Source organism: Corynebacterium sp. UMB0012 (assembly GCF_030216265.1).
Taxonomy (GTDB): Bacteria; Actinomycetota; Actinomycetes; order Mycobacteriales; family Mycobacteriaceae; genus Corynebacterium.
Window position 1 is genome coordinate 97,398 of sequence record NZ_JASOKQ010000003.1, and the last position, 21,903, is coordinate 119,300.

The window sequence follows — 21,903 nt, forward strand, 5'->3', positions numbered from 1 at the left end:
GTCGGCAAGCGGCGACGGTGCCAAGGCCCAGATATGGCGCTGCCCCGGCGCGCTCAAGGAACGCGTCGGGGCAGGTGCAATCTGTGCTGCGGCGGGGTTAATACCTTAGGCGTCGCGGGTCACGCCGGCGCGCTCGGCCAGGTCTTCGCCTACGAGGCTTTGGACCTTCTTGGCGCTTGCCTCTGGATCCGCAAAGGCGTCATAGGTGGAATCGCCGTTTAGGGTGGCCAGCAGGAAGCCGGTGACCAAGCCGCGGGCGATTTCGGTGGGGCCGGACTGGAAAGCGGCGGTGCCGATGGCCAGCTTGCGCAGGCGATCTTCGGTAAAGCCGGCGTGGCTGCCCTTGTCGATGGCGCGGAAGCAGACTGGGCCATTCCAGTTATGGGCCAGCTTGGCGGGGTTGCCGGCATTGAAAATATCTTCCTGGCCGGCGCCAATGACCAAGCCCGGGCTAGTAATGCGGCGGGCCGCCTGCACCGCAGACGGCGCGGTGACGGAAGGGTAAATGGCGGCGACGGCGGCGACCTTCTGGTTATCCAAGGCGCCAAGCACGGCCGTACCACCGCCCATGCCGTGGCCAATCATGCCGAGCTTGCCTGGGGAGACCGTAATGTTGCCAGCGCCAAGCTTTACCCCGGCGGCAATCTGCAGCGCGGATTCCATATCCGCGGCTAGGTTGCGGTGGTTGGGGAAGGGGCCGGTCTCGGAATCGGGGGCTACCACGACGATGCCCCAGCTAGCCAGGTGGCGAAGGGTGGCGTGGTAATCCTTAATCTTGTGCATCCAGTCATGGCCAAAGGCCACGGCGGGCAGGCTTTGGCCCTCCGCGGGGGTATAAACCTTGCCGGTGATTCCGGCATAGTCAAGGTCGCCAACCAAAACTCGGTTGCGACCACGCTTCGACAACGTTGCTAGATGTTTGTTCAAATTCGCAGACACGCATTCCAGGATAGAGGAAGATCACCCGCTAGGCGGGAAAGGGTGTGGGTTTATCTGAGAAATGTCTGCGCAGTATCCCGCCGAGCCACGGGTGTGGTGGAAAGGCTTTCCTAAGCCCCTCCTAACTTGCGCGCCTGTGTGTAGGGGAGTGCAATGTGTGGGCAACTACATACTCTTTTTATTTTTGGGAAGGCGGGCTGCGGTACATGACTACCGGCGTCGTTGATGTGGAAGAACTTTCTACTCGTTATGGGATGGAGGTAAAGACCGAGGTCATTGACCGCGTGGCGCATGCCTCCGATGCCTCGCACTACCTGTACACCCCCAAGGCAGTCATTGAGGCCCGCTCGGCTGAGCACGTGGCCGCCATCTTCCGCGCGGGCCGGCAGCAGAATGTTCCGGTCACCCTGCGCTCCGGCGGTACCTCCCTTGCCGGCCAGGCCTCTGGCGATGGCTACCTGGTGGATGTGCGCAAGCACTTCCGCGGCATCGAGGTATTGGATGAGGGCAAGCGCGTGCGCGTCCAGCCCGGCGCGACGGTGCGCCAGGTCAACGCCCGCCTGGGCCTGCGCAATCGCAAGCTTGGCCCGGATCCGGCCAGTGAATCTGCCTGCACCATCGGTGGCGTGGTGGCCAATAACTCCTCCGGTATGGCCTGCGGTACCGAGCTCAATACGTATAACACTCTGGAATCGCTAACGTTTGTGCTGCCTACCGGCACGGTGATCAATACCGCCGATGCGGATGCAGACCGGCAGTTCCAACAGCAGGAACCGGAGCTGGTGGAAACGCTGACCCGCCTGCAGCGCCGCGTGCGCGATAACCAGGAGTCCGTGGATATTATCCGCCGCCACTTCCAGCTGAAAAACACGATGGGCTATGGCCTCAATTCCTTCCTGGATTTTGATAGCCCGGTCAAGCTCTTTGAGCACCTGCTCATCGGCTCGGAGGGAACCCTGGCCTTCATCGCTGAGGCGGTATTCCGCACCGTGCCCATTTCCAAGCTGACCACCACAACGGTGGCTGTCTTTGATGACCTCACCGCCGCCACCAAGTCCCTGCCGGCCCTCCTGGATACCGGAGCGGCCACCCTGGAGCTGATGGATTCTGCCTCGATTCGTGTCGGCCAAGGCTTTGATAAGGTTCCGCAGGCCATCACCGGTTTCGATGTGGACAAGCAGGCCGCACTGCTCATTGAGTACCACGCGGATGCAGAAGAAGAACTGCGGGAGAAAGAAGGCAAGGGCTCGCAGCTCCTGCGCGAGCTGCCGCTGCAATCGCCAGCCGCCTTCTCGGCCGATGCCGCTTCGCGCAATACCGCATGGAGCTTCCGCAAGGGACTGTATGCCCAGGTAGCTGAGGCGCGCCCGTCCGGTACTACTGCGCTGTTGGAAGATATCGTCGTGCCCGTGGGGGACCTGGCTGATACCTGTTCTTCCCTGCAGGAACTCTTTGCTCGGTATGGCTATGACGATGCTGTTATCTTCGGCCACGCCAAGGACGGCAATATCCACTTCCTGCTCACGGACCGCTTTGAAGGCGATGACGCTATCGGTCGGTATAACGACTTCAACGAGGGCATGGTGGACTTGGTTCTCTCGGCCGAGGGCAACCTCAAGGCCGAGCACGGCACCGGCCGCGCCATGGCGCCGTATGTGCGCCGCCAGTACGGCGACGAGCTCTACGCGGTCATGCAGGAACTCAAGCGAGCCTGCGATCCCACCAATACGATGAACCCGGGCGTCATCTTGGACGATGACCCCGACGCGCACATTAAAAACATCAAGCTCAACCCCACCGTGGAAGAGGAAGTGGACCGCTGCGTGGAGTGCGGCTACTGCGAGCCGGTCTGCCCGTCGCGCGATCTCACGCTGACCCCGCGCCAGCGCATCGTCGTGCGCCGCGCCCGCAAGCGTGCGGAAGAAGCCGGCGATAGCCAGCTCGTAGCCGAGCTGGATGAGACCTATGAATACATGGGCATTGAGACCTGCGCGGTGGATTCCATGTGCCGCACCGCCTGCCCGGTAGGTATCGATACCGGCAAGTTCATCAAGCGCCTGCGCCGCGAGGAGGCCCAACCAGCGCAGCAGAAGCTGTGGGGCGCTGCCGCCAAGAACTGGCAGGTGGTTAGCCAAGGCGCCGGGCTGGCGCTGACCGGCGCGCACCTGCTGCCCACCGAGCTGGTCAAGAAGGTCACCGACGTGGGCCGCAACCTCATCGGCACCGATAATCTGCCGCAGTACCAGCCGGAGCTGGGCGAGGGCGGCAAGTCCCGCGGCCGCTTGGCCGGGCGCGTGGGAGACCGCTACGCTCAGACCACCGGCATTTACCTGCCGGCCTGCGTGAACACCATGTTTGGCCCGCAGGGCGGTGGCAAGGGCACTACCGATTCCTTCGTGGCTCTCTTGGAGCGCGCCGGGGTAGCGCTGGAGGTTCCGGAGGGCATCGACAAGCTCTGCTGTGGCACGCCGTGGGCTTCTAAGGGCATGCAGGCCGGCCACGATGCAATGGAACAGCGCGTGCGCGATATCGTCATGGAGGCCACCGATGGTGCGCGCCTGCCGGTCATCGTGGACGCCAGCAGCTGTACCGCCGGCTTTAAGGACATGCTGGAGTCCGTGGGCATTACCGTCATCGACGCCATTAGCTTTACGGCCGATACCCTCCTACCGCAGCTTGAGGTCAAGAACCCGGCGGACTCCGTGACCGTGCACCCCACCTGCTCTGCCTTCCAGCTGGGCATGATGGAAGACGTGGAGAAGGTAGCCCGCGCCGCCGCGACCGAGGTACACATTCCCACTGACTGGAATTGCTGTGGCTATGCCGGCGATCGCGGCATGCTGCACCCAGAGCTAACCGACGCCGCAACGCGCGCCGAGGCAGCACAAGTCAAGGAAATCGGGGCGCAGTATCATGCCTCGACCAACCGCACCTGCGAGCTCGGCCTGACCCGTGCTACCGGCGAGGATTATCACCACATTCTGGAACTTTTGGAGCAGGCGACGCGCTAGTTTTCCCAGCGCATTAGCGGGTGGGGCGCTAGGCCCCGCTTGCCGACGCCCCGCCCGCCTAGAGGTTTCTTTCACGTGCTGTAAAATCAGCAACCATGTGTGGAATTGTTGGATATATTGGTCACGCTGGTGGTGACCGTGATTACTTCGCCCTCGACGTAGTTCTGGAAGGGCTGCGCCGTTTGGAATACCGCGGCTATGACTCCGCTGGCGTAGCAATGTACGCCGATGGGGACATCAGCTGGCGCAAGAAGGCCGGTAAGGTCGCTGCGCTGGATGCTGAGATTGAGGCCCGCCCATTGCCAGACTCCGTGCTGGGCATTGGCCATACCCGCTGGGCTACCCATGGTGGCCCCACCGACCTGAATGCGCACCCGCACGTGGTCGATGGCGGCAAGCTGGCCGTGGTGCACAACGGCATCATTGAGAACTTTGCCGAGCTCAAGTCCGAGCTTTTGGACAAGGGTTACAACTTCGTTTCCGAGACCGACACTGAAGTTGCCGCTACGTTGCTGGGCGATGTCTTCCACAACGAGGCCGCTGGTGACCTCACCAAGGCAATGCAGCTGACCTGCTCCCGCCTGGAGGGCGCATTCACCCTGCTGGCCATCCACGCCGAGCAGGCCGATCGCATCGTTGCCGCTCGCCGTGACTCGCCGCTGGTTATCGGCCTAGGCGAGGGCGAGAACTTCCTCGGCTCCGACGTATCCGGCTTCATCGATTACACCAAGTCCGCCGTGGAGATGGACAACGACCAGGTCGTGACCATCACCGCCGATGAGTTAGAAATCACTGACTATGAGGGCAACCCCGCACAGGGTAAGCCTTTTGAAATCAAGTGGGATGCTGCCGCTGCCGAAAAGGGTGGCTTCGATTCCTTCATGGAAAAGGAAATCCACGACCAGCCCGCCGCTGTGCGCGATACCCTGCTCGGCCGCTTCGACGAACAGGGCCAGCTGACTCTCGATGATCTGCGCATCGATGAGACCGTTTTGAAGTCCATCGACAAGATCATCGTCATCGCTTGCGGTACCGCCGCCTACGCCGGCCACGTGGCACGTTATGCCATCGAGCACTGGTGCCGCATTCCTACCGAGGTCGAGCTCGCCCACGAGTTCCGCTACCGCGATCCAATCGTGAACGAAAAGACCTTGGTTGTCGCACTGTCCCAGTCTGGCGAGACCATGGATACCCTGATGGCCGTGCGCCACGCCCGCCAGCAGGGCGCCAAGGTTATCGCCATCTGCAATACCCAGGGATCGTCCATTCCGCGCGAATCCGATGCCGCGCTCTACACCCACGCCGGTCCGGAAATCGCCGTGGCCTCCACCAAGGCCTTCTTGGCGCAGATCACCGCCACCTACCTGCTCGGCCTCTACCTGGCCCAGCTGCGCGGCAACATGTTCGCCGATGAAATCCAGAGCGTTCTTGCTGAGCTGCGCCACATGCCGGACAAGGTTCAAAACGTCATCGACGAAGAGGACCAGGTGGCCAACCTGGCCAACTCCATGAAGGATGCGGAATCCGTGCTCTTCCTGGGCCGCCACGTCGGCTTCCCTGTAGCTCTTGAAGGCGCGCTCAAGCTCAAGGAGATCGCCTACCTGCACGCCGAGGGCTTTGCCGCCGGCGAGCTCAAGCACGGCCCGATTGCACTGATTGAGGAAGGCCAGCCGGTCTTCGTCATCGTGCCGTCTCCGCGCGGCCGCGACTCCCTGCACTCCAAGGTCGTTTCCAATATCCAGGAGATCCGCGCCCGCGGTGCCATCACCATCGTGATTGCGGAAGAGGGCGATACCGCCGTCGAGGATTACGCTAACCACGTTATCCGCATCCCGAAGGCGCCGACCCTCATGCAGCCGCTGCTGGCCACCGTGCCGCTGCAGATCTTTGCCGCCCATGTAGCCAAGTCCAAGGGCTACGATGTGGACCAGCCGCGTAACCTGGCCAAGTCCGTGACCGTGGAGTAATCCACCCCAAACGGCACTAGCAAAGCCTCCTTGCCCGCCGCGTTTCTTGCGTGGAAGGGAAGGGGGCTTTGGCATTTCATTGAAGCTTGAAACTGTTATGCTATTGGGAGCAATTGTTGTCGGTGAAAGGAGTAGGCAGTGCTCATCCGTCGTGTTTTTGCGTAAAACACCAAAGGAAGAACGGATTTAAGCATGCCTATTTTATTGAACGACCTTTCCCTAGTATGGCCCGATGGCACAACCTGCTTCAGTGGCCTAAACGGTGCCTTTTCCAGCCCTTTAACTGCGCTCATTGGGGATAATGGTGCAGGAAAGACAACTCTGTTAAACGTCATCCTTGGCAAAATCTTGCCTACTGCTGGAACGGTGGAAAAGCCGGAATCGATAGCGTACCTGCCACAAGACCTTGCTTGGAATGAAAATGATGTAGTAGCAGACATCTTCGGTGTCACCCAAGTGCTCGCGGCGATTTCCGCAGTCGAAGCCGGTGAGTATGAACCAGAACTTTATGAGTTAATCGGGGAGCAATGGGACGTCGGTGAGCGCATTGCCGCTGCCCTTTCCGCCGCCGGATTGGATATCCCGTTGAACCGCCCTATCAAAAGCCTCTCTGGAGGCGAAGCGGTCCGCGTCGCTTTGGTGGCGGTGTTCTTGTCCGAGCCAGATTTCATTATCCTCGATGAACCGACCAATAACCTCGACGGAACTGCAAAGAAGCATCTGAAAGATATGTTGGTAAATGCCGCGGCGCCGGTGCTAGTGGTAAGCCATGACAAAGACCTGTTGGATGTAGTTTCCGAGGTAGCGGAATTAAGGGATGGGAACCTACGCTTCTTCCACGGCAACTATTCCGACTACCTAGCCACGATTAATGCAGAACAGGAAGTAGCTCAAAAAGCAGTATCTACCGCCAAGGCGACTTATAAGCAGCAACTCCGCGAACGACAAGCAATGCAAACACGGATTGCGCGTGATGCGCGCCGTGGAAAGAAGTTCGCGGAGTCGAAGCGCAAACCAGGCATGACGATGAAGCTTGATAAGCAGCGATCCGAAAAGACGGCATCGCGCAGAGCGCAGATCCATTCAGGCGCAGTTGAAGAGGCCCAACGCTCTTTAGCTCGAGCTGAGCGAAACATACGAGATGATGATTCGGTCTATATCGAGCTGCCACAAACTGAGCTGCCGGAAGGAAAGCGGGTTATTTCGATTCCTGGGCTGACGATTGTCGGCCCAGAACGGGTGCGCTTGTCAGGACCAAATGGAAGTGGCAAGACCACGCTCTTAAACCGAATTAACTCCGGTGAGGCGGGCTACGTGATCGGCAACTCGGGGTATTTGCGTCAACGAATTGGATTAGATCCTTCTCTAAGCGTATGGGACGTGGTTACTAACGCGAATCCACGAGAGGATCCGCAGTTCATCCGTGATCAGCTTGCTCAGTTGTTGTTTCAATCTGACTCGGTTCATGCATTGACTGGGACCCTTTCGGGAGGCGAAAGATTTAGGGCGGAATTCGCCAGAGTGCTCTTAGCGGATCCGGCGCCGCAATTGCTAATGCTCGATGAGCCGACCAACAACATTGATATTTCAACTGTTGATTGGTTGGTCTCGGTCTTGAGAAACTATCGGGGCGCATTGCTAGTGGTGAGCCATGATGAAGATTTCTGTTCGCGGATAGAACTTACGAGGCAAGTTTCGATAGAAGACATTGGATGAGCCGACTCCAAGGTGGAGGTATCGCGAGTCAGTGCACCACACCCTGCCCGAATTCAGCACAAGGGTGAGCAGTGGCACAATGGTGGGCATGCTGAAAACCACGATTGATCTCTCCGCTATTGCGCACAACGTCCGCCTCATCAAGGAAAAGGTGGGGCCTGAGGTCAAGCTCATGTGCGTGGTCAAGGCCGATGCCTACGGGCACGGCGCGGCCAAGGTTGTGCCCGTGATGGCGCGCGCCGGTGCGGATTGCTTTGGCGTGGCCACCCTGCGAGAGGCGGTGGACCTGCGCCGCGCAGGCGTGGATGCGCCCATCGTGGCTTGGATCTGGCAAACAGATGAAATCCTCGAAGAAGCCTTGGCCAATGGAATCGAGGTAGCGGTCAACTCCCTTGAGCAGGCGCATAAGCTGGTCAAGGCCGATTTTCCTGCTGAGGTATACGTCAAGGTGGAAACCGGCATGCACCGCTCCGGTGTGGATGAAGAGGATTGGGCAGAGACCTTTAAGGTGCTGCGCGATGCCCCGCACATCAAGGTGCTCGGGCTCATGTCTCACTTTGCGTGTGCCGATGAGCCGGATAATCCGCACAATGACGCCCAAGAGGAGGCGTTCCGCACGGCCCTGCGGCTCGCGCGCGAAATTGGGCTGGAGTGCCCGGTTAACCACCTGGCCAATTCACCTGCCGTACTGACGCGTCCTTCCTCCTATTTTGAGCAGGTGCGCGTAGGTGTCGCCTGCTATGGTTTGGAACCGATTGAAGGGCTCGAGCATGGCCTGCGCCCGGCCATGACCTGGTCCGGGCAGATTTTTAATGTAAAGCCCATTCAGCCGGGGGAGGGCACCTGCTATGGATTGACCTGGAAGGCGGATAAGCCGGGTTTCTTAGCCACGGTGGATTGCGGCTACGCAGATGGCCTGCCGCGCGGCTATCAGGGCGACCTGCGCGTGGGCATTGGTGGGCACCTCTACCCACAGGTAGGAAGAATCTGTATGGATCAGATCGTGGTGGACTTGGGTGATAACCCGCATGGCGTAGAGCCAGGCCAAGAAGCCGTGATCTTTGGCAACGGGGGAGTAGCGGCCACGGATCTCGCCGCGGCAGCAGGCACCATTAACTACGAGGTTGTCTGCCTGCCCGATGGCCGCACCGAACGCGAATATATAGGAGAAGAAGATGCGCAGTAGCTTTCCGGAATCTGGCAGCCGCGACCTATCCACGGTGGAAGAAACCTATGCCTTTGGTGAAGAGCTAGGTGCGGTGCTTGAAGCCGGCGATGTAGTGATTCTGGATGGTCCGTTGGGGGCTGGAAAGACGACGCTGACGCAGGGCGTCGCCAAGGGCATGCACGTTAAAGGTCGCGTTACCTCGCCGACCTTTGTTATCGCCCGCGTGCATCGCTCCACGGTGGGTGGGCCAGACCTTGTGCATGTGGATGCCTACCGCCTGCTCGATGAAGGCGGTGCTAATTCCGGGGACCCGCTAGGGGAACTGGACGCCTTGGACTTGGACACGGAGCTAGAGGACGCCGTGGTTATTGCCGAATGGGGCGGGGGACTAGTAGAGCAGATTGCGGAGCGCTACCTATTTATCAGCATTGACCGCGAGCCGGCAGAGTATGCCGGCGCAGACGAAGATGTTCGCCGCTTCACATGGTCTTGGAAAAATGGTGCATAGCACATCTCTGTATATAAAAGTGATTTAAGTGATGAATATCCCAGACCGCTGACTTGATCCGGGTATAACCACTACGTAATTCTATTAAGGTGTTGAATTTTCTCGCCTCAAGTCCTTTGCTTTCTCTCTTCGTCATCATGGCGGTGGGTCTAGCGATTGGCAAGATCAAGATCTTCGGCATCTCTCTCGGTGCCGCGGCTGCGATGTTTGTGGCGCTGGGTCTATCTACTGCCAATCCGGATATCCAAATTCCGCCGCTGGTCTATCAATTTGGCTTGGCGATCTTCGTTTATGCCATTGGCCTCAGCTTCGGGCCCTCCTTTGTTCGCGAGTTTAAAACCCGCGGCTGGAAGCTCACCGTCTTCATGCTGGGCATGTTGGTTGTCTTGGTTGCGGTTGGCTATGGCCTCATCCGTGGCTTTGGCCTGAGCGTGCCAGAGGCCGTCGGCATGTTCGCCGGTTCGCTCTCCTCCACGCCGGGCATGGCCGCTGTGGTGGAAATGGTGGGCGATTCCACTCCGGTCGTTGGCTACTCCTTGGCCTACCCAGGTGCGGTAATCGGCGCGATTCTCGTCGCCGCCATCGGCGCCAAGGTTGTCAAGGTGAACCATGAGGAAGATGCCCGCGCAGAGGGCATGATTCCCGCCGAGCTCGTAGCCAAAGGCGTGCGCCTGACCAAGAACTTCAATGACACCGCTGGCCATATCTACCGCGTTACCGGCCAGACCGTGGTGGCTACTCGTATCATCTCCGATGAGGAACGCCATCGCCTCGCCGTCCCGGAAATGCCACTGTGCGAGGGTGAAGCATACCTGCTCAATGGCTCCGAAGAGGCCGTCGACAAGGCCATTGAGATCTTGGGTGAGGAACACCCAGTGGAGCTGACCGAGGAAGCCGGTCTCAAGTACAGTCGCGTTACCGTGTCCAACCCGGAAATTGCCGGTAAGTCTGTCCGCGAGATCAAGGCCCTCGACCACGGCTTCATCATCGCTCGTATCCGTAAGGGCGATAAGGACCTCGTCCCGCACCCGGACACCGTGCTCAACTACTCGGATCGCGTTCGCGTGGTCACCAGCCCGAGCCGCCTGCCGTACGTGCGCAAATACCTCGGCGACTCTGAGGCCGCGTTGGGTAATGCGGACCTGCTGTCCATGGCCATCGGACTGACCTTGGGTATGCTGCTTGGCCTCATTCCGATTCCGATGCCGGGCGGTTCCACCCTGCAGCTGGGCTTTGGTGGCGGCCCCGTGGTCGTCGGCCTGCTCTTGGGCTACCTCAACCGTACCGGCCCGTTGAACTGGCAGATGCCATTCCACACCCGTGAGACCTTGTCCAATATGGGCCTTACCTTGTTCCTCGCCGGCGTGGGCACTTCGGCCGGCGCCTCCTTCCGCGATGCCCTGACGGATCCATCCTCCCTGACCATCATGGGCGTGGGCCTTATCATCACGTTGGTCTCCGCCATCCTGATCGGCGTCATCGGCATGCTGGTGCTGAAGCTCAAGTGGGACGAAGCCATGGGCTGTGCGGCCGGCATGACCACCAACCCCGCAGTCTTTGCCTATATTCGTGATCAAACCGGCACCGAGCTGGCCGGCCGCGGATGGGCCACGGTCTATCCCACCACAATTATCGGCAAGATTATTGCCTCGCAGGTATTGCTCTTGCTGTTGCTATAGCGGCAATATCGCGCGTTAATTACTCACCCACAGGGTCGCCCGCCTACACTGGCAGGCACTACCCTGTGGGTTTTGTGTTGCGGTTAACCAGGTAGCATCGGTTGCCAGAACTACCGCCGCCCGCCTGATACTTAAACATTTTTCAAGGAGCCATACTCACCCCATGACTAATTTCGCTCGCAACCTCACCGCCGCCATCATCGCCATCTTTATCGTTGTCATGATGGTTCTTCTTGCTTCCTCCACACTGCGCGAGGAAAACCACTTAGAGGGAAACCTCTCCTCCACGCTGGCCAAGGCGCCAAATAACTTGGAGGTCATGACCGTCATGCCCACCGACGTCTATGGCGAGGAATACCCTGCCATTGGTTTCATCTGCCCGGGCATGCGTGAAGACAAGGTTAAAGAGGCACAGATCGATACCGAGAACATCACCTTTGAAGACGGTGCGGTGCCGGAAGGCAAGAGCTACGCGGTAGCCATTTCCCAGAGCGCTAAGCCCTTCATCGAAGAGCTGGATCCGGAGAAGGTCGAGGTGTGCGAGATGATTGACATGCAGGTCAAGGCCATGGAGCAGCAGGGCCAGAGCCTTGATGGCGGCGTTCCCATGATCCAGGGCACCCAGCCGCTGGGCTTCCAGCGCGAGGATGGCACCTGGAAGATGGTCGCCTAATGCGCGTCCTCGCGATCGATACGGCTACCACCGCCCTCGTTACCGGGGTAGTGGATACCGCCACCGGGCAGACCACCGAGCGTGTGTTGGAGGATACCCGCGCGCATAATGAGCTGCTCATTCCTACCATCACCGAGGTCCTCGCAGAAGCGGGCATGGAGTATTCCGATCTCGATGCGGTGGTCACCGGCGTGGGCCCGGGTCCATTTACCGGGTTGCGCGTGGGTATGGCGACGGCCTCCGCGCTTGCCGACGCCCTCTCGATCCCCCTCCACGGCATCTGCACCCACGATGCCATCGCGGCCGCCGCCGAGCTTCACGTAGATCCTGCCGCCGCGGCCGACGAAGCCACCGCCTTGGTAGCTACCGATGCTCGCCGCAAGGAGATCTACTGGGCCACTTATCGCGCTACCGACTCCGGTGTGCAGCGCATTTCTGGCCCCGCGGTCACGAAACCGGCCGAACTCGAGGTGGAACTTACCTCCACCGCCGAGGTCATCATCCCCGACCGCCTTGCTGAGCAACTCCCCGAGCTGCTCGCCGCCCTGCCGCACCGCGCGGCCCAGCCAACCGCGGCAGCCCTCGTTGCCGCGGCCGACCTAGAGGCAGAACCGGCTCCCGTCGTGCCGCTGTATCTACGCCGCCCAGATGCGGTCCCTCCGAAGCAGCAACAGCTTTCTGCCGCCATCCCGAAGGTCGAGCTGTGAAGCTGCGCGAGCTAACCCCAGCCGATGCACCCCGGTGCGCCGAGCTGGAAGAGGTCCTATTTCCCGGAGAAACCCCGTGGTCCAGCCGGATTTTCCGGGAAGAAATGGCCCAGCCCTTCAACTTCTATCTCGGGGTGGAAGGCGCGATCGAGGAACCGGCGCCCGTAAAGCTTTTGGGCTATGCGGGCATCGGCATGATGGGCCCAGCCGCGGACCCGGAATTTGAAATCCACACCATCGGCGTCGACCCCGCCGCGCAACGCCGCGGCATCGCGCGGATGATGATGGACAATATCTGCCATATCGCAGATCTTAAGGATGCCCCGGTCTTCCTCGAAGTTCGCGTGGGCAATGATCCCGCTATTGGCCTGTATGAGAGCTACGGCTTTGCCAAGCAGGGAATCCGCAAGAACTATTACCAACCTTCCGGGTCGGATGCGCACGTGATGGTGCGCCCGCGCCAGTCCGAGCGCCCAGAAGATTAAGGAGCAGTCATGAAGATCATGGGCATCGAGTCCTCCTGCGATGAAACCGGCGTGGGCATCGTCGAGCTGCGCGAGGACGGCCACATGGAAATCCTCGCCAATGCCGTTGCTTCCTCCATGGAGCAGCACGCGCGTTTCGGCGGCGTCGTCCCGGAAATCGCCTCCCGCGCCCACCTTGAGGCCATGCCGCAGGTCATGCAGGCGGCGCTGGATGAGGCGGGCATCGAAAAGCCAGATGCCATCGCCGCCACCGTGGGGCCGGGTCTAGCCGGTGCCTTGCTGGTGGGAGCCTCGGCCGCTAAGGCCTATGCCGCGGCTTGGGGCGTGCCTTTCTACGGCGTTAACCACTTGGGCGGCCACGTTGCCGTGGCCAACTTAGAAGGCGAAGAGCTGCCGCACTCGGTGGCCCTCTTGGTCTCGGGCGGGCATACGCAGCTATTGGAGGTAGAAGCCGTCGGCAAGCCCATGCGCGAGTTGGGCTCTACGCTTGACGACGCCGCCGGTGAAGCCTACGACAAAGTCTCCCGTCTCCTTGGTTTGGGCTACCCGGGCGGCCCGGTGATTGATAAGCTCGCCGCCCGCGGCGAAGCCACCATCGATTTCCCGCGCGGCATGTCCCGCGCCGAGGATCTGCGCGGCCCGCACCGCCACGATTTCTCCTTCTCCGGGCTCAAGACCTCCGTGGCCCGCTACGTGGAGCGCGCCGAAAAGGCAGGGGAGACCATCAGCGTGGAAGATGTCTGCGCCAGTTTTCAAGAAGCCGTGGCCGATGTCCTGACCGCCAAGGCCGTGCGTGCCTGCGAGGACACCGGCGCCCGGGTGCTGCTATTGGGAGGCGGCGTGGCCGCTAATTCCCGCCTGCGCGAGCTGGCCGCCGAGCGCTGCGCCGCCGCCGGGGTGGAACTGCGTGTGCCGCGCTTTTCCCTGTGCACCGATAACGGCGTGATGATCGCGGCCGTCGGCGCGCAACTCATCCATGAAGGTGCCCAGCCCTCTGGCCTCGGCGTAGGCACCGATACCCAGCTGGATGTGGAAGAGCCGCAGTTAACCTAAAGTTCTTCTCGCTCGCGCTGCAGGCGGGGCGCGGGGCCGGTACTCTAAAGGCGTTCATGCCCTCTTGGCTTTCTGAAGGAGCTTTCTCTCATGACTGTCGGTTTCCTTGTTAACCCTGATCTCACCCGCCGCAAGCTGGAGTTCGAGCTGGAGCACGCCAACCAGTTCCTGGGCGGCACCACCGAGGACCGCGTATCCGTTGTATTCCAAGAAGATGGCACCACCTACGCCGCGCTCTACAACCCCGAAGCCAAGGCCGAAGGCGCCGAGCCGAACCCGGTAGCCTCCCTGGCGCGCAACGCAGCCGCCACCGGCAACGCCGCCTTCCTGCAAGACCCCATCCGCTCCATCTGCGGCCCGGTCATTTTCGTTGATGCCGAGGGCGAAGACACCACCATCGATGCCGTTATCGAGTCCGTGGAGCAGGGCATTCGTGCAGTGAAGAACTACCGCGAAGATAACCCGGAGGAGTACACCCTCTGGCGCGCGGCCGTTATCAACTCCGATAAGAGCCTCTAAACTCCAGCCCCTCACAGATAGGGTTCAAGCGCTTTTCACGCGCCCGTAATACGGTGTTCACATTCTTATGGTGTTCTAGGGAGCCGTACCGCTCCTTCTAAGACTCCAAAGGTGAAAACTGTATGCATCGTTCATCGCGCTTCGTCGCCTCCTTCGCCACCGCCCTCGCCGTGGGTGGCGCTGCCGCCGTCGTGCCCGCCACCCCGGCGCTGGCTGCTGACTCGCCCATCTACCGCACCATCCTGCAGCCGGGCGAAGATGAATCCCAGGTCATGGTCACCTGGCGCACTAAGTCCAAGGCAGACGAGGTCCTCGAGGTCACCGGCCCAGAAGGCACCACGACCTTCCGCGCCGACGAGCGCGACTTTGGCGCCTTGCTGTATAAGTCCCAGTTCGCCACCGCCACCGATCTGCACCCGGATACCGAGTACACCTACCGCGTTGGCTCCGAGGAAGGCGGCTGGTCCGAGCCAGAGACTTTCAACACCGGCTCCAATGGCGATGACTGGTCCTTCCTTACCGTCGCGGACCCGCAGATCGGCGTGGACCTCAAGGTGGATGAGCAAGCCGAACAGTGGCGCAAGACCATCGGCCGCGCGGCCTCCCATGTGCCGAATGCCAGCATGATCTGGTCTCTGGGTGACCAGGTTGAGGGCTGGGGCGCCCATGTGCCGCAGTACGATGCGTACTTCTCCGCTCCGGAGATCCGCCACATCCCCACCAACACGGTCCCAGGTAACCATGAGACCTATAACCTCACCATGAAGCACCATGATGAGCACTTCTCTAACCCGCACCAGGCGGACGATATCCGCGACCACTACTTCGAGCGCAATAACGTACTCTTCATCGGCTTGGACTCCAATGCTTCTTCCGACGCCGATATCGCCCGCCACGAGCAGTTCCTGCGCGAAGCCATCGAATCCCGCGGCGCGGATAATGACTGGATCGTCGTTGGCATGCACCACGGCCCATACTCCCAGGGCACCCATTATTTTGATAAGGACGTCACCAACCTGCGCGAGAAGCTCACTCCGGTACTCTCTGAGCTCAACGTCGATGCCGTGCTCTCCGGCCATGATCACATCTACACCCGCAGCCACCTGATGAAGAACAATAAGCCGGTCCTGCCTGAAAAGAAGCCGCAGCGCGGCGACGTTCTCGAGCCCAAGGAGGGCGAGGCGCTGTACCTGACCACCACCACCGCGGGCGGCGGCAAGTACTACGACTTCACCGACGTGAATAACAAAAAGCACAAGGGCGCGCGCATGGAGACCATCGATCCAAAGCTTGCCCACGAGTCCACCGCTATGTGGCGCCAGGACTACACCGAGGACTACATGCGAGTGGATGTCACCGATGACAAGCTCACCTTCACCACCTTCAACGCAGGAGATAACACGCTGGTGGACAAGGTTTCCCTCAAGAAGAAGGACCGCGGCGCTGCGCCTGCCGACGACGCCACCAACCCCGCCGACTCCGCCGAGTCCACCGACCCAGACACCCCAGCGGTGCCTAAGGATCCGAAGGACGGCAGCTCCCTGAGCTCCAGCGATATTTTCGGCGGGCTCAGCTCGAAGAAGTAGCTAGCGTCGCCCCATTGGCTAGCGCTCCGTATGGCGCAGCCACGCCAATACGGCCTTGACCCGCCGGTTGGAATCCTCGGGCCGAAACCCGAGCTTCATAAACACATTGGAGACATGCTTGCTTACCGCTCCGGCGGTAAGAACGAGCGTGTCTTCAATTTCTTTATTGCTCAATCCTTGGGCCATAAGCCCCAGTACCTCCCGCTCGCGGGCGGTGAGCTGGGCTAAACCAGTACGCCGCGCCGACAGCAGCGCAGTTACGACCTCTGGGTCCACCACGGTGCCGCCGCGGGCGACCTCGTCTAGCGTGCGCACGAATTCTTCCACATCAGAAACACGCTCCTTGAGCAGGTAGCCAAAGCCGCCGTGCTCCAAGAGCCGGTCGAGGTAGCTTGCCGCTACGTATTGGCTCAGCACCACCACCGGCTGGGTGGGATTGGCTGCTCGCAGGTCATACACGGCGCGCAAGCCATCGTCGGTCATGGTCGGTGGCATGCGCACATCGCTGATAATCAGGTCGAAATCTTTCTGCCCGGCAATAGCGCGCAGTTCTTCGGCATCGGTGGCCGCCGTAACGCTATGCCCCAGAGCGCTGAGTAGCTGCTCGAGCCCCGCGCGCAATAGCGCGGAGTCTTCTGCCAGTAGTAGTTTCATTCCGCCTCCTTTAGCGGTAATTCGACCTGCAGCCGGCCACCGCGTTCACCCGCAGTCGTGTCATCTGCTGCCGAAAAGTTCACCGTGCCGCCCAGTGCGGCGGCGCGTTCGCGCAGCCCGGCGAGACCGGTGCCCGTCTCAGCTGGCTCCTTGGCCGTGTGGCCGAGGTCAGCTCCGGGGCCGGGGCAGGGTCCGGTGCCATTATCAACGATGTCTAGGCGCAACGTCTGCCCGAAAGCAACCGTTACCATCGCCTCAGTGGCCGCGCCATGCTTGGACGCATTAGTAAGCGCCTCGGCCACCGCGTGGTAAGCCAGCAGGGCAGTGGTTTCATCCACGGAGCGCTCGGCGCCTTCGACGTGTAGCTCTGCCTCCAGCCCGGAGTGGGCGAGGAGTTCGTCGAGGGCGGGGATTAATCCGGCGTCGAAAAGCACCTGCGGGGCGATGCCGCGCACCGTCGCCCGCAGGGAGGCCAAGGCCAAAGAGGCATTATGTTCCGCATCGGCCAGGGCCGGTTGCGCCTCGGGAGGGGCCTGCAATTTCGCTGCGGCCAAGTTGAGCTTGAGCGCAGTGAGGTACTGCTGCGGGCCATCGTGCAGCTCGCGCTCGATGCGGCGGCGCTCGCCGGAGAAGGCATCGATAAGCGTGGCACGCGAGGCCGCCAACTCCTCGGCCGAAGGACTCAATGCCAGCCGAGTCAGCGAGGTCGATGCCAAGACCAAGAGGCGGTTAAGTCCCACCAATAAAGCCACCAGCAGCGCCGCGGTGAGCCAGCAGGTGAAGAAAATGAGCGGCCGGTTGGTGGTGGACCACTCGCCAAAGGAGAATTCGGCCTTTGGCACGAACGGCGCAATTACCAGGACGCCCGCCGTAAAACCCACGGCAGTCCACGCGGCAAAGCAGGCAGCCGAAATCAATAGCTGCACAATAAGGTGATAAAACTGCTGCCAATCAAACCAACGGCCCGCACGCCGGGGTGGGATCTGTACACCCATCCACTGCGCACCCAACCGGCCGACAAATTCCGCGGCGCGTCCCACCAGCGGAATCCACGGCAGCATCAGTACCGAAACCACCAACGCCGGGATAAATAGCGCGCCGAGGACGAGGCTCCACGCGCAGGCTTTGAGGGTTCGCATAACCCATGAGCCTAGCCGCCCTGCCGCGGTGGGGGCAGTAGAGCTAGCTCTACCATTTTCCGGGTAGCCCGCCCCATGTCTTTCTTCTGCGCGGCCGAGTGGAATCAAAGGCATGTTAAAAGCAGACAACCTCAGCAAGCGCTACGGCCGCCACACCGTGCTCAATCGCGTCAATGTGTCTATCGCCCCAGGAGAATTCGTCGCCATCATGGGACCTTCAGGAAGCGGCAAAACCACGCTGCTGAACCTGTTATCCGGGCTAGATAAGCCCACTTCCGGCCGAGTCAATGCGCCGGGGCGCAAGCAGCGAGCCTTTGTTTTCCAGGACTATAACCTGCTGGAATCCCTCAACGCGCAGCGCAATGCTACCTTGACCGCGCGCTTTTCCGGCCGGCGCCCTACACGCGGCAAGGTGGCTGCGGTCTTTGACTCGCTTGGCCTTAGCGGGTTGGAGCGCCGCCTGCCCGCGCAGCTTTCCGGCGGACAGCAGCAACGCGTGGCCGTCGCCCGGGCACTGCTGGCCCAGGCGCCCTATATCTTCGCCGACGAGCCCACGGGCGCGCTTGACGATGCCACCGCATCCACCGTCCTTTCCCACCTGCGCGCCGCCGCCCGCGATGGCGCCAGCGTGGTCATGGTGACTCACTCGCACTTCGCCGCTGAGGCGGCCGACCGGATCATCTCCTTAGAGGAGGTGGCCCATGCTGGTGTGGCTTAAGGACCTACAGTCCAATTGGCTATCGTGGCTGGCCGTGGCGCTGACCTTGGTAGTGTCTTCCACCTCGTGCACCCTGGCGCTGGCCATGCTGGTGGCTTCCTCGGGCGCCGAAGAAAATCCCGCCGGCCCGCTGGGTGGCACGGTGCTGGGCATGGCCCTGTGCGTGGTGGTGTTGGTGACGCTATCGCAGATGCGCCTTATCATTGCCGAGCGCGAGCCGGTCTACCGCTCCTGGCGCATGGTGGGCATGCCCGGCTGGATGATTCTCTCTTTCATCCTGGGCCACGTCGCAGTGGTCAGCGCGGTCGCCGGGCTCCTCGGTGTGCTGCCGGCCCATCCGCTGCTCGCACCGTGCGTGCGCGCCCTGCGCAGCGACGGCATTCCCATGCCGGACATTGCCATAACCGGCCAGGTTGTTGTCATTTCGGTAGCCGTCTGCACGTCCGCGGCCCTGGTTGGTGCACTGCCTCCACTGCGCCGCGTATTCCGGCCGCGCACTACCGCACACCCGGCGTGGCTTCTGGTGAAATTCCTGCTTGCGGCCGTGGCCGTCGGCGGCACGGTCTATGGGTGCCTGCACATCGATGACCCGGGTGATCTCTTGTCGGCCGAAATGGGGCTTGTCATCCTCGTCGCCCTCTTCTTACCTTGGCTCATGCCCGGCATCGACCAATGGACCCGCACGGCCGGCATCGCTGGGGCCAACGTGCGCGTGCGCCGGCACTTTTCCACCCCACACATCGTGCCGTGGGTGCTGGTCGGCGGTTTTATCGTCGCCGTCGGCTCGGGCCTGCGCTTTGGAAACGACGCAGGCGCCGGCGGCACCTTGTCCTCGTGGCAGGTCTTTGTCGCCCTTTTAGGGCCGGTCTTTGCACCCAGCATCGTGGGCGCCGTGCTTACCTCGCTGCTGATGCGCGGGCGCATCGCCTCCGATATCCGCGGCCTCACTCTGGCTGGCGCCACCCCCTCGGCCTGGGCGCGCGTGCAAGTGGGGGAGGCGGCCTGCCTTACCCTTACTGCGGCCGGCGTGGTGTGGGCGCTGTGCTTGGCGACGCTCCTCCCACTCCACCACCTGCTCACCCCACAGGTTTCCTTCGGCCGAACGCTGGTAGACGAGCTGTGGTGGCCGGCCTTCGCCGTGATTTTTGGTGTCATGTTTATCGCCCTGGGCGTCGTCAAGCTGGCGCTGGCCGGCTTCGTGTGCGCCGGGCAACGAGAGCGCTGAAGGGATCGCTGAGGGCGTAGGAATGTGGGCCGGGTCATTGTTGAGGGTTAGCAGTCACGAGGGTAGAGTGCTAATCAGGTTGTTTGACCCACAGTTGTTCACCCGCGACGACGGCTGTGCTGGACATCCACAACCGGCACGCGCGCGCCATACCGGCGCGCATACGAACACTACGGAGGAAACATCATGGCAAACATTAAGCCTCTCGAGGACCGCGTCCTCGTACAGATCGTAGAAGCTGAAACCACCACCGCTTCCGGCCTGGTTATCCCAGATTCCGCCAAGGAAAAGCCGCAGGAAGCTACCGTCGTTGCCGTAGGCCCAGGCCGCACCAACGACAAGGGTGAGGTCACCCCGGTAGGCGTCAACGAGGGCGATACCGTTGTCTTTTCCAAGTACGGCGGCACCGAGCTGAAGTACAACGGTGAGGAGTACTTGCTGCTGTCCTCCCGTGACCTGCTCGCCGTCATCGAGAAGTAGGCCCAAATATGGCAAAGCTCATTGCATTCGACCAAGAAGCCCGCGAGGGAATCCAGCGCGGCGTCGATACGCTGGCTGATGCCGTCAAGGTCACCCTCGGCCCGCGCGGCCGCAATGTCGTGCTGTCCAAGGCTTTCGGTGGCCCCACCGTCACCAATGACGGCGTGACCATCGCCCGCGATATCGACATTGAGGAGCCCTTCGAGAACCTCGGCGCGCAGCTGGTCAAGTCCGTTGCGGTCAAGACCAATGACACCGCGGGTGACGGCACCACCACCGCTACCTTGCTGGCCCAGGCGCTCATCTTCGAGGGCCTGCGCAACGTAGCGGCCGGCGCCAACCCCATCGAGCTCAACCGCGGCATCGCGGCGGCGGCCGAAAAGGCCGTCGAGGAGCTCAAGGCCCGCGCCACCGCGGTCAACTCCTCCTCTGAAATCGCCCAGGTAGCCACCGTCTCCTCCCGTGACCCGGAGGTCGGCGAGATGGTTGCCGGCGCCATGGACAAGGTGGGCAAGGACGGTGTGGTCACCGTCGAGGAATCCCAGACCATCGACTCCGCCGTCGATGTCACCGAGGGTATTTCCTTTGACAAGGGCTACCTTTCCCCGTACTTCGCTACGGAGGAAGAGACCTACCACGCCGTGCTGGACGACGCCGCAGTATTGCTCGTCCGCAACAAGATCTCCTCCCTGCCGGACTTCCTGCCGCTGCTGGAGAAGATCGCCGAGACCAACCGCCCGACCCTCATTATTGCGGAGGACGTCGAGGGCGAGCCGCTGCAGGCTCTCGTCGTCAACTCCATCCGCAAGGTGCTCAAGGTCGCTGCCGTTAAGGCCCCGTACTTTGGCGAGCGCCGCAAGGGATTCATGGATGACTTGGCCGTCGTTACCGGCGCCACCGTCATCGACCCAGAGGTGGGCATTAACCTCAACGAGGCTGGCCTCGACGTGCTGGGTTCTGCCCGCCGCGTGACCATCACCAAGGATGACACCGTCATCGTCGATGGCGGCGGCACCGCTGAAGCAGTAGAGGAACGCCGCGAGCAGATCCGTCGCGAGATCGAGCGCACCGATTCCACCTGGGATAAGGAAAAGCTCGAGGAGCGCCTGGCTAAGCTTTCCGGTGGCGTGGCCGTCATCCGCGTTGGCGCCGCTACCGAGACCGAGGTCAACGAGCGCAAGCTGCGCGTCGAAGATGCCATCAACGCGGCCCGCGCGGCCGTCGAAGAGGGCGTCATCGCCGGCGGCGGCTCCGTGCTGGTCCAGATTTCCAAGGAACTCGAGTCCTTTGCCGAGGGCTTCGAGGGCGAGGCTAAGGTCGGCGTTCTCGCCGTCGCCCGCGCCCTGACCCGTCCGGCGTTCTGGATCGCCGAAAACGCTGGCCTCGACGGCGCCGTCGTCGTCTCCCGCGTCGCCGAGATGTCTAACGGTGAGGGCTTCAACGCCAATACCCTGGAGTACGGCAACCTCATCGATAACGGCATTATCGACCCAGTCAAGGTCACCCACTCGGCCGTGGTCAATGCCACTTCCGTGGCCCGTATGGTTCTAACCACCGAGGCCTCCGTGGTGGAAAAACCACAGGAAGAGCAGCCTGCTGACGCCGGTCACGGCCACCAGCACTAAACCTTCCCAACAACGCCCGCCCGCTTCCCGCGCGGCGGGTTTTGTTGTGCC

General features: G+C 61.5%; 19 protein-coding genes. 16 read left to right on the plus strand and 3 right to left on the minus strand.

Translation table 11 applies throughout. The features are described 5' to 3' along the window. Positions 1-105 precede the first annotated feature (105 nt). A complete protein-coding gene (locus QP324_RS02560; RefSeq protein WP_239278092.1) occupies positions 106-939 on the minus strand; it encodes a dienelactone hydrolase family protein in 834 nt (277 codons plus the stop codon). Between the two features lie 206 nt (positions 940-1,145). Between QP324_RS02560 and QP324_RS02565 the strand changes: the two genes are divergently transcribed. The 12 genes from QP324_RS02565 (at position 1,146) to QP324_RS02620 (ending at position 16,011) form a co-directional block, all read left to right on the plus strand. Beyond that, positions 1,146-3,950 carry an FAD-binding and (Fe-S)-binding domain-containing protein gene (locus QP324_RS02565; protein ID WP_284814301.1) on the plus strand — a complete coding sequence of 935 codons (2,805 nt, stop codon included), beginning with the start codon at positions 1,146-1,148 and terminating at the stop codon, positions 3,948-3,950. Between the two features lie 95 nt (positions 3,951-4,045). After that, positions 4,046-5,917, plus strand: coding sequence for a glutamine--fructose-6-phosphate transaminase (isomerizing) (gene glmS / locus QP324_RS02570; protein ID WP_239278090.1), 1,872 nt, complete (start codon positions 4,046-4,048; stop codon positions 5,915-5,917). 192 nt (positions 5,918-6,109) lie between these two features. Continuing rightward, positions 6,110-7,633, plus strand: a complete 1,524-nt coding sequence (locus QP324_RS02575; RefSeq protein ID WP_284814303.1) for an ABC-F family ATP-binding cassette domain-containing protein — start codon at positions 6,110-6,112, stop codon at positions 7,631-7,633. A gap of 82 nt (positions 7,634-7,715) precedes the next feature. Further along, a complete protein-coding gene (gene alr / locus QP324_RS02580; protein ID WP_284814349.1) occupies positions 7,716-8,819 on the plus strand; it encodes an alanine racemase in 1,104 nt (367 codons plus the stop codon). Next, positions 8,809-9,309: a tRNA (adenosine(37)-N6)-threonylcarbamoyltransferase complex ATPase subunit type 1 TsaE gene (tsaE, locus tag QP324_RS02585; protein WP_284814305.1), complete on the plus strand. Its 501-nt coding sequence runs from the start codon at positions 8,809-8,811 to the stop codon at positions 9,307-9,309. Before alr ends, tsaE begins: the two co-directional genes overlap by 11 nt. A gap of 89 nt (positions 9,310-9,398) precedes the next feature. Further along, a complete protein-coding gene (locus QP324_RS02590; RefSeq protein WP_239278087.1) occupies positions 9,399-10,988 on the plus strand; it encodes an aspartate:alanine exchanger family transporter in 1,590 nt (529 codons plus the stop codon). 163 nt (positions 10,989-11,151) lie between these two features. Continuing rightward, positions 11,152-11,661, plus strand: a complete 510-nt coding sequence (locus QP324_RS02595) for a hypothetical protein (protein WP_284814307.1) — start codon at positions 11,152-11,154, stop codon at positions 11,659-11,661. Next, positions 11,661-12,368 carry a tRNA (adenosine(37)-N6)-threonylcarbamoyltransferase complex dimerization subunit type 1 TsaB gene (gene tsaB / locus QP324_RS02600; protein WP_284814309.1) on the plus strand — a complete coding sequence of 236 codons (708 nt, stop codon included), beginning with the start codon at positions 11,661-11,663 and terminating at the stop codon, positions 12,366-12,368. Before QP324_RS02595 ends, tsaB begins: the two co-directional genes overlap by 1 nt. After that, entirely contained in the window at positions 12,365-12,853 is a 489-nt protein-coding gene (rimI, locus tag QP324_RS02605; RefSeq protein ID WP_284814311.1) for a ribosomal protein S18-alanine N-acetyltransferase, read from the plus strand. Before tsaB ends, rimI begins: the two co-directional genes overlap by 4 nt. Before the next feature lie 9 nt (positions 12,854-12,862). Further along, on the plus strand, positions 12,863-13,906 hold the full coding sequence (tsaD, locus tag QP324_RS02610; RefSeq protein WP_284814313.1) for a tRNA (adenosine(37)-N6)-threonylcarbamoyltransferase complex transferase subunit TsaD: 1,044 nt from the start codon (positions 12,863-12,865) through the stop codon (positions 13,904-13,906). Positions 13,907-13,996: 90 nt separating this feature from the next. Beyond that, entirely contained in the window at positions 13,997-14,425 is a 429-nt protein-coding gene (locus tag QP324_RS02615; protein ID WP_005322709.1) for a hypothetical protein, read from the plus strand. A 122-nt stretch (positions 14,426-14,547) separates the two neighbouring features. Continuing rightward, a complete protein-coding gene (locus QP324_RS02620; RefSeq protein ID WP_284814315.1) occupies positions 14,548-16,011 on the plus strand; it encodes a metallophosphoesterase family protein in 1,464 nt (487 codons plus the stop codon). A gap of 18 nt (positions 16,012-16,029) precedes the next feature. Here QP324_RS02620 and QP324_RS02625 read toward each other — a convergent pair whose 3' ends face one another. Next, complete coding sequence (locus QP324_RS02625; RefSeq protein WP_239278082.1) at positions 16,030-16,665, minus strand: response regulator transcription factor; 636 nt, start codon at positions 16,663-16,665, stop codon at positions 16,030-16,032. Further along, the gene (locus QP324_RS02630) at positions 16,662-17,804 is read right to left on the minus strand and encodes a sensor histidine kinase (protein WP_239278081.1); all 1,143 of its coding nucleotides are present in this window, start codon (positions 17,802-17,804) and stop codon (positions 16,662-16,664) included. Before QP324_RS02630 ends, QP324_RS02625 begins: the two co-directional genes overlap by 4 nt. Positions 17,805-17,916: 112 nt before the next feature. On the opposite strand from QP324_RS02630, the gene QP324_RS02635 reads away from it, so the two are divergent. The 4 genes from QP324_RS02635 to groL all read left to right on the plus strand — a co-directional run bounded on the left by QP324_RS02635 (position 17,917) and on the right by groL (position 21,852). Then, positions 17,917-18,522, plus strand: coding sequence for an ABC transporter ATP-binding protein (locus QP324_RS02635; RefSeq protein ID WP_239278080.1), 606 nt, complete (start codon positions 17,917-17,919; stop codon positions 18,520-18,522). Next, entirely contained in the window at positions 18,506-19,747 is a 1,242-nt protein-coding gene (locus tag QP324_RS02640; protein ID WP_239278079.1) for an FtsX-like permease family protein, read from the plus strand. The genes QP324_RS02635 and QP324_RS02640 overlap by 17 nt, the downstream gene beginning before the upstream one ends. Before the next feature lie 186 nt (positions 19,748-19,933). Continuing rightward, on the plus strand, positions 19,934-20,227 hold the full coding sequence (gene groES, locus QP324_RS02645) for a co-chaperone GroES (protein ID WP_005322702.1): 294 nt from the start codon (positions 19,934-19,936) through the stop codon (positions 20,225-20,227). Between the two features lie 8 nt (positions 20,228-20,235). Continuing rightward, a complete protein-coding gene (gene groL / locus QP324_RS02650; protein WP_239278078.1) occupies positions 20,236-21,852 on the plus strand; it encodes a chaperonin GroEL in 1,617 nt (538 codons plus the stop codon). Positions 21,853-21,903 lie beyond the last annotated feature (51 nt).

Excerpts from the sequence above, each read along its gene's own strand:
- QP324_RS02565 (WP_284814301.1), top strand. The coding sequence starts at position 1,146 with ATGACTACCGGCGTCGTTGATGTGGAAGAACTTTCTACTCGTTATGGG.
- glmS (WP_239278090.1), top strand. The coding sequence starts at position 4,046 with ATGTGTGGAATTGTTGGATATATTGGTCACGCTGGTGGTGACCGTGAT.
- QP324_RS02575 (WP_284814303.1), top strand. The coding sequence starts at position 6,110 with ATGCCTATTTTATTGAACGACCTTTCCCTAGTATGGCCCGATGGCACA.
- tsaE (WP_284814305.1), top strand. The coding sequence starts at position 8,809 with ATGCGCAGTAGCTTTCCGGAATCTGGCAGCCGCGACCTATCCACGGTG.
- QP324_RS02595 (WP_284814307.1), top strand. The coding sequence starts at position 11,152 with ATGACTAATTTCGCTCGCAACCTCACCGCCGCCATCATCGCCATCTTT.
- tsaB (WP_284814309.1), top strand. The coding sequence starts at position 11,661 with ATGCGCGTCCTCGCGATCGATACGGCTACCACCGCCCTCGTTACCGGG.
- tsaD (WP_284814313.1), top strand. The coding sequence starts at position 12,863 with ATGAAGATCATGGGCATCGAGTCCTCCTGCGATGAAACCGGCGTGGGC.
- QP324_RS02615 (WP_005322709.1), top strand. The coding sequence starts at position 13,997 with ATGACTGTCGGTTTCCTTGTTAACCCTGATCTCACCCGCCGCAAGCTG.
- QP324_RS02620 (WP_284814315.1), top strand. The coding sequence starts at position 14,548 with ATGCATCGTTCATCGCGCTTCGTCGCCTCCTTCGCCACCGCCCTCGCC.
- QP324_RS02625 (WP_239278082.1), bottom strand. The coding sequence starts at position 16,665 with ATGAAACTACTACTGGCAGAAGACTCCGCGCTATTGCGCGCGGGGCTC.
- QP324_RS02630 (WP_239278081.1), bottom strand. The coding sequence starts at position 17,804 with ATGCGAACCCTCAAAGCCTGCGCGTGGAGCCTCGTCCTCGGCGCGCTA.
- QP324_RS02635 (WP_239278080.1), top strand. The coding sequence starts at position 17,917 with ATGTTAAAAGCAGACAACCTCAGCAAGCGCTACGGCCGCCACACCGTG.
- QP324_RS02640 (WP_239278079.1), top strand. The coding sequence starts at position 18,506 with ATGCTGGTGTGGCTTAAGGACCTACAGTCCAATTGGCTATCGTGGCTG.
- groES (WP_005322702.1), top strand. The coding sequence starts at position 19,934 with ATGGCAAACATTAAGCCTCTCGAGGACCGCGTCCTCGTACAGATCGTA.
- groL (WP_239278078.1), top strand. The coding sequence starts at position 20,236 with ATGGCAAAGCTCATTGCATTCGACCAAGAAGCCCGCGAGGGAATCCAG.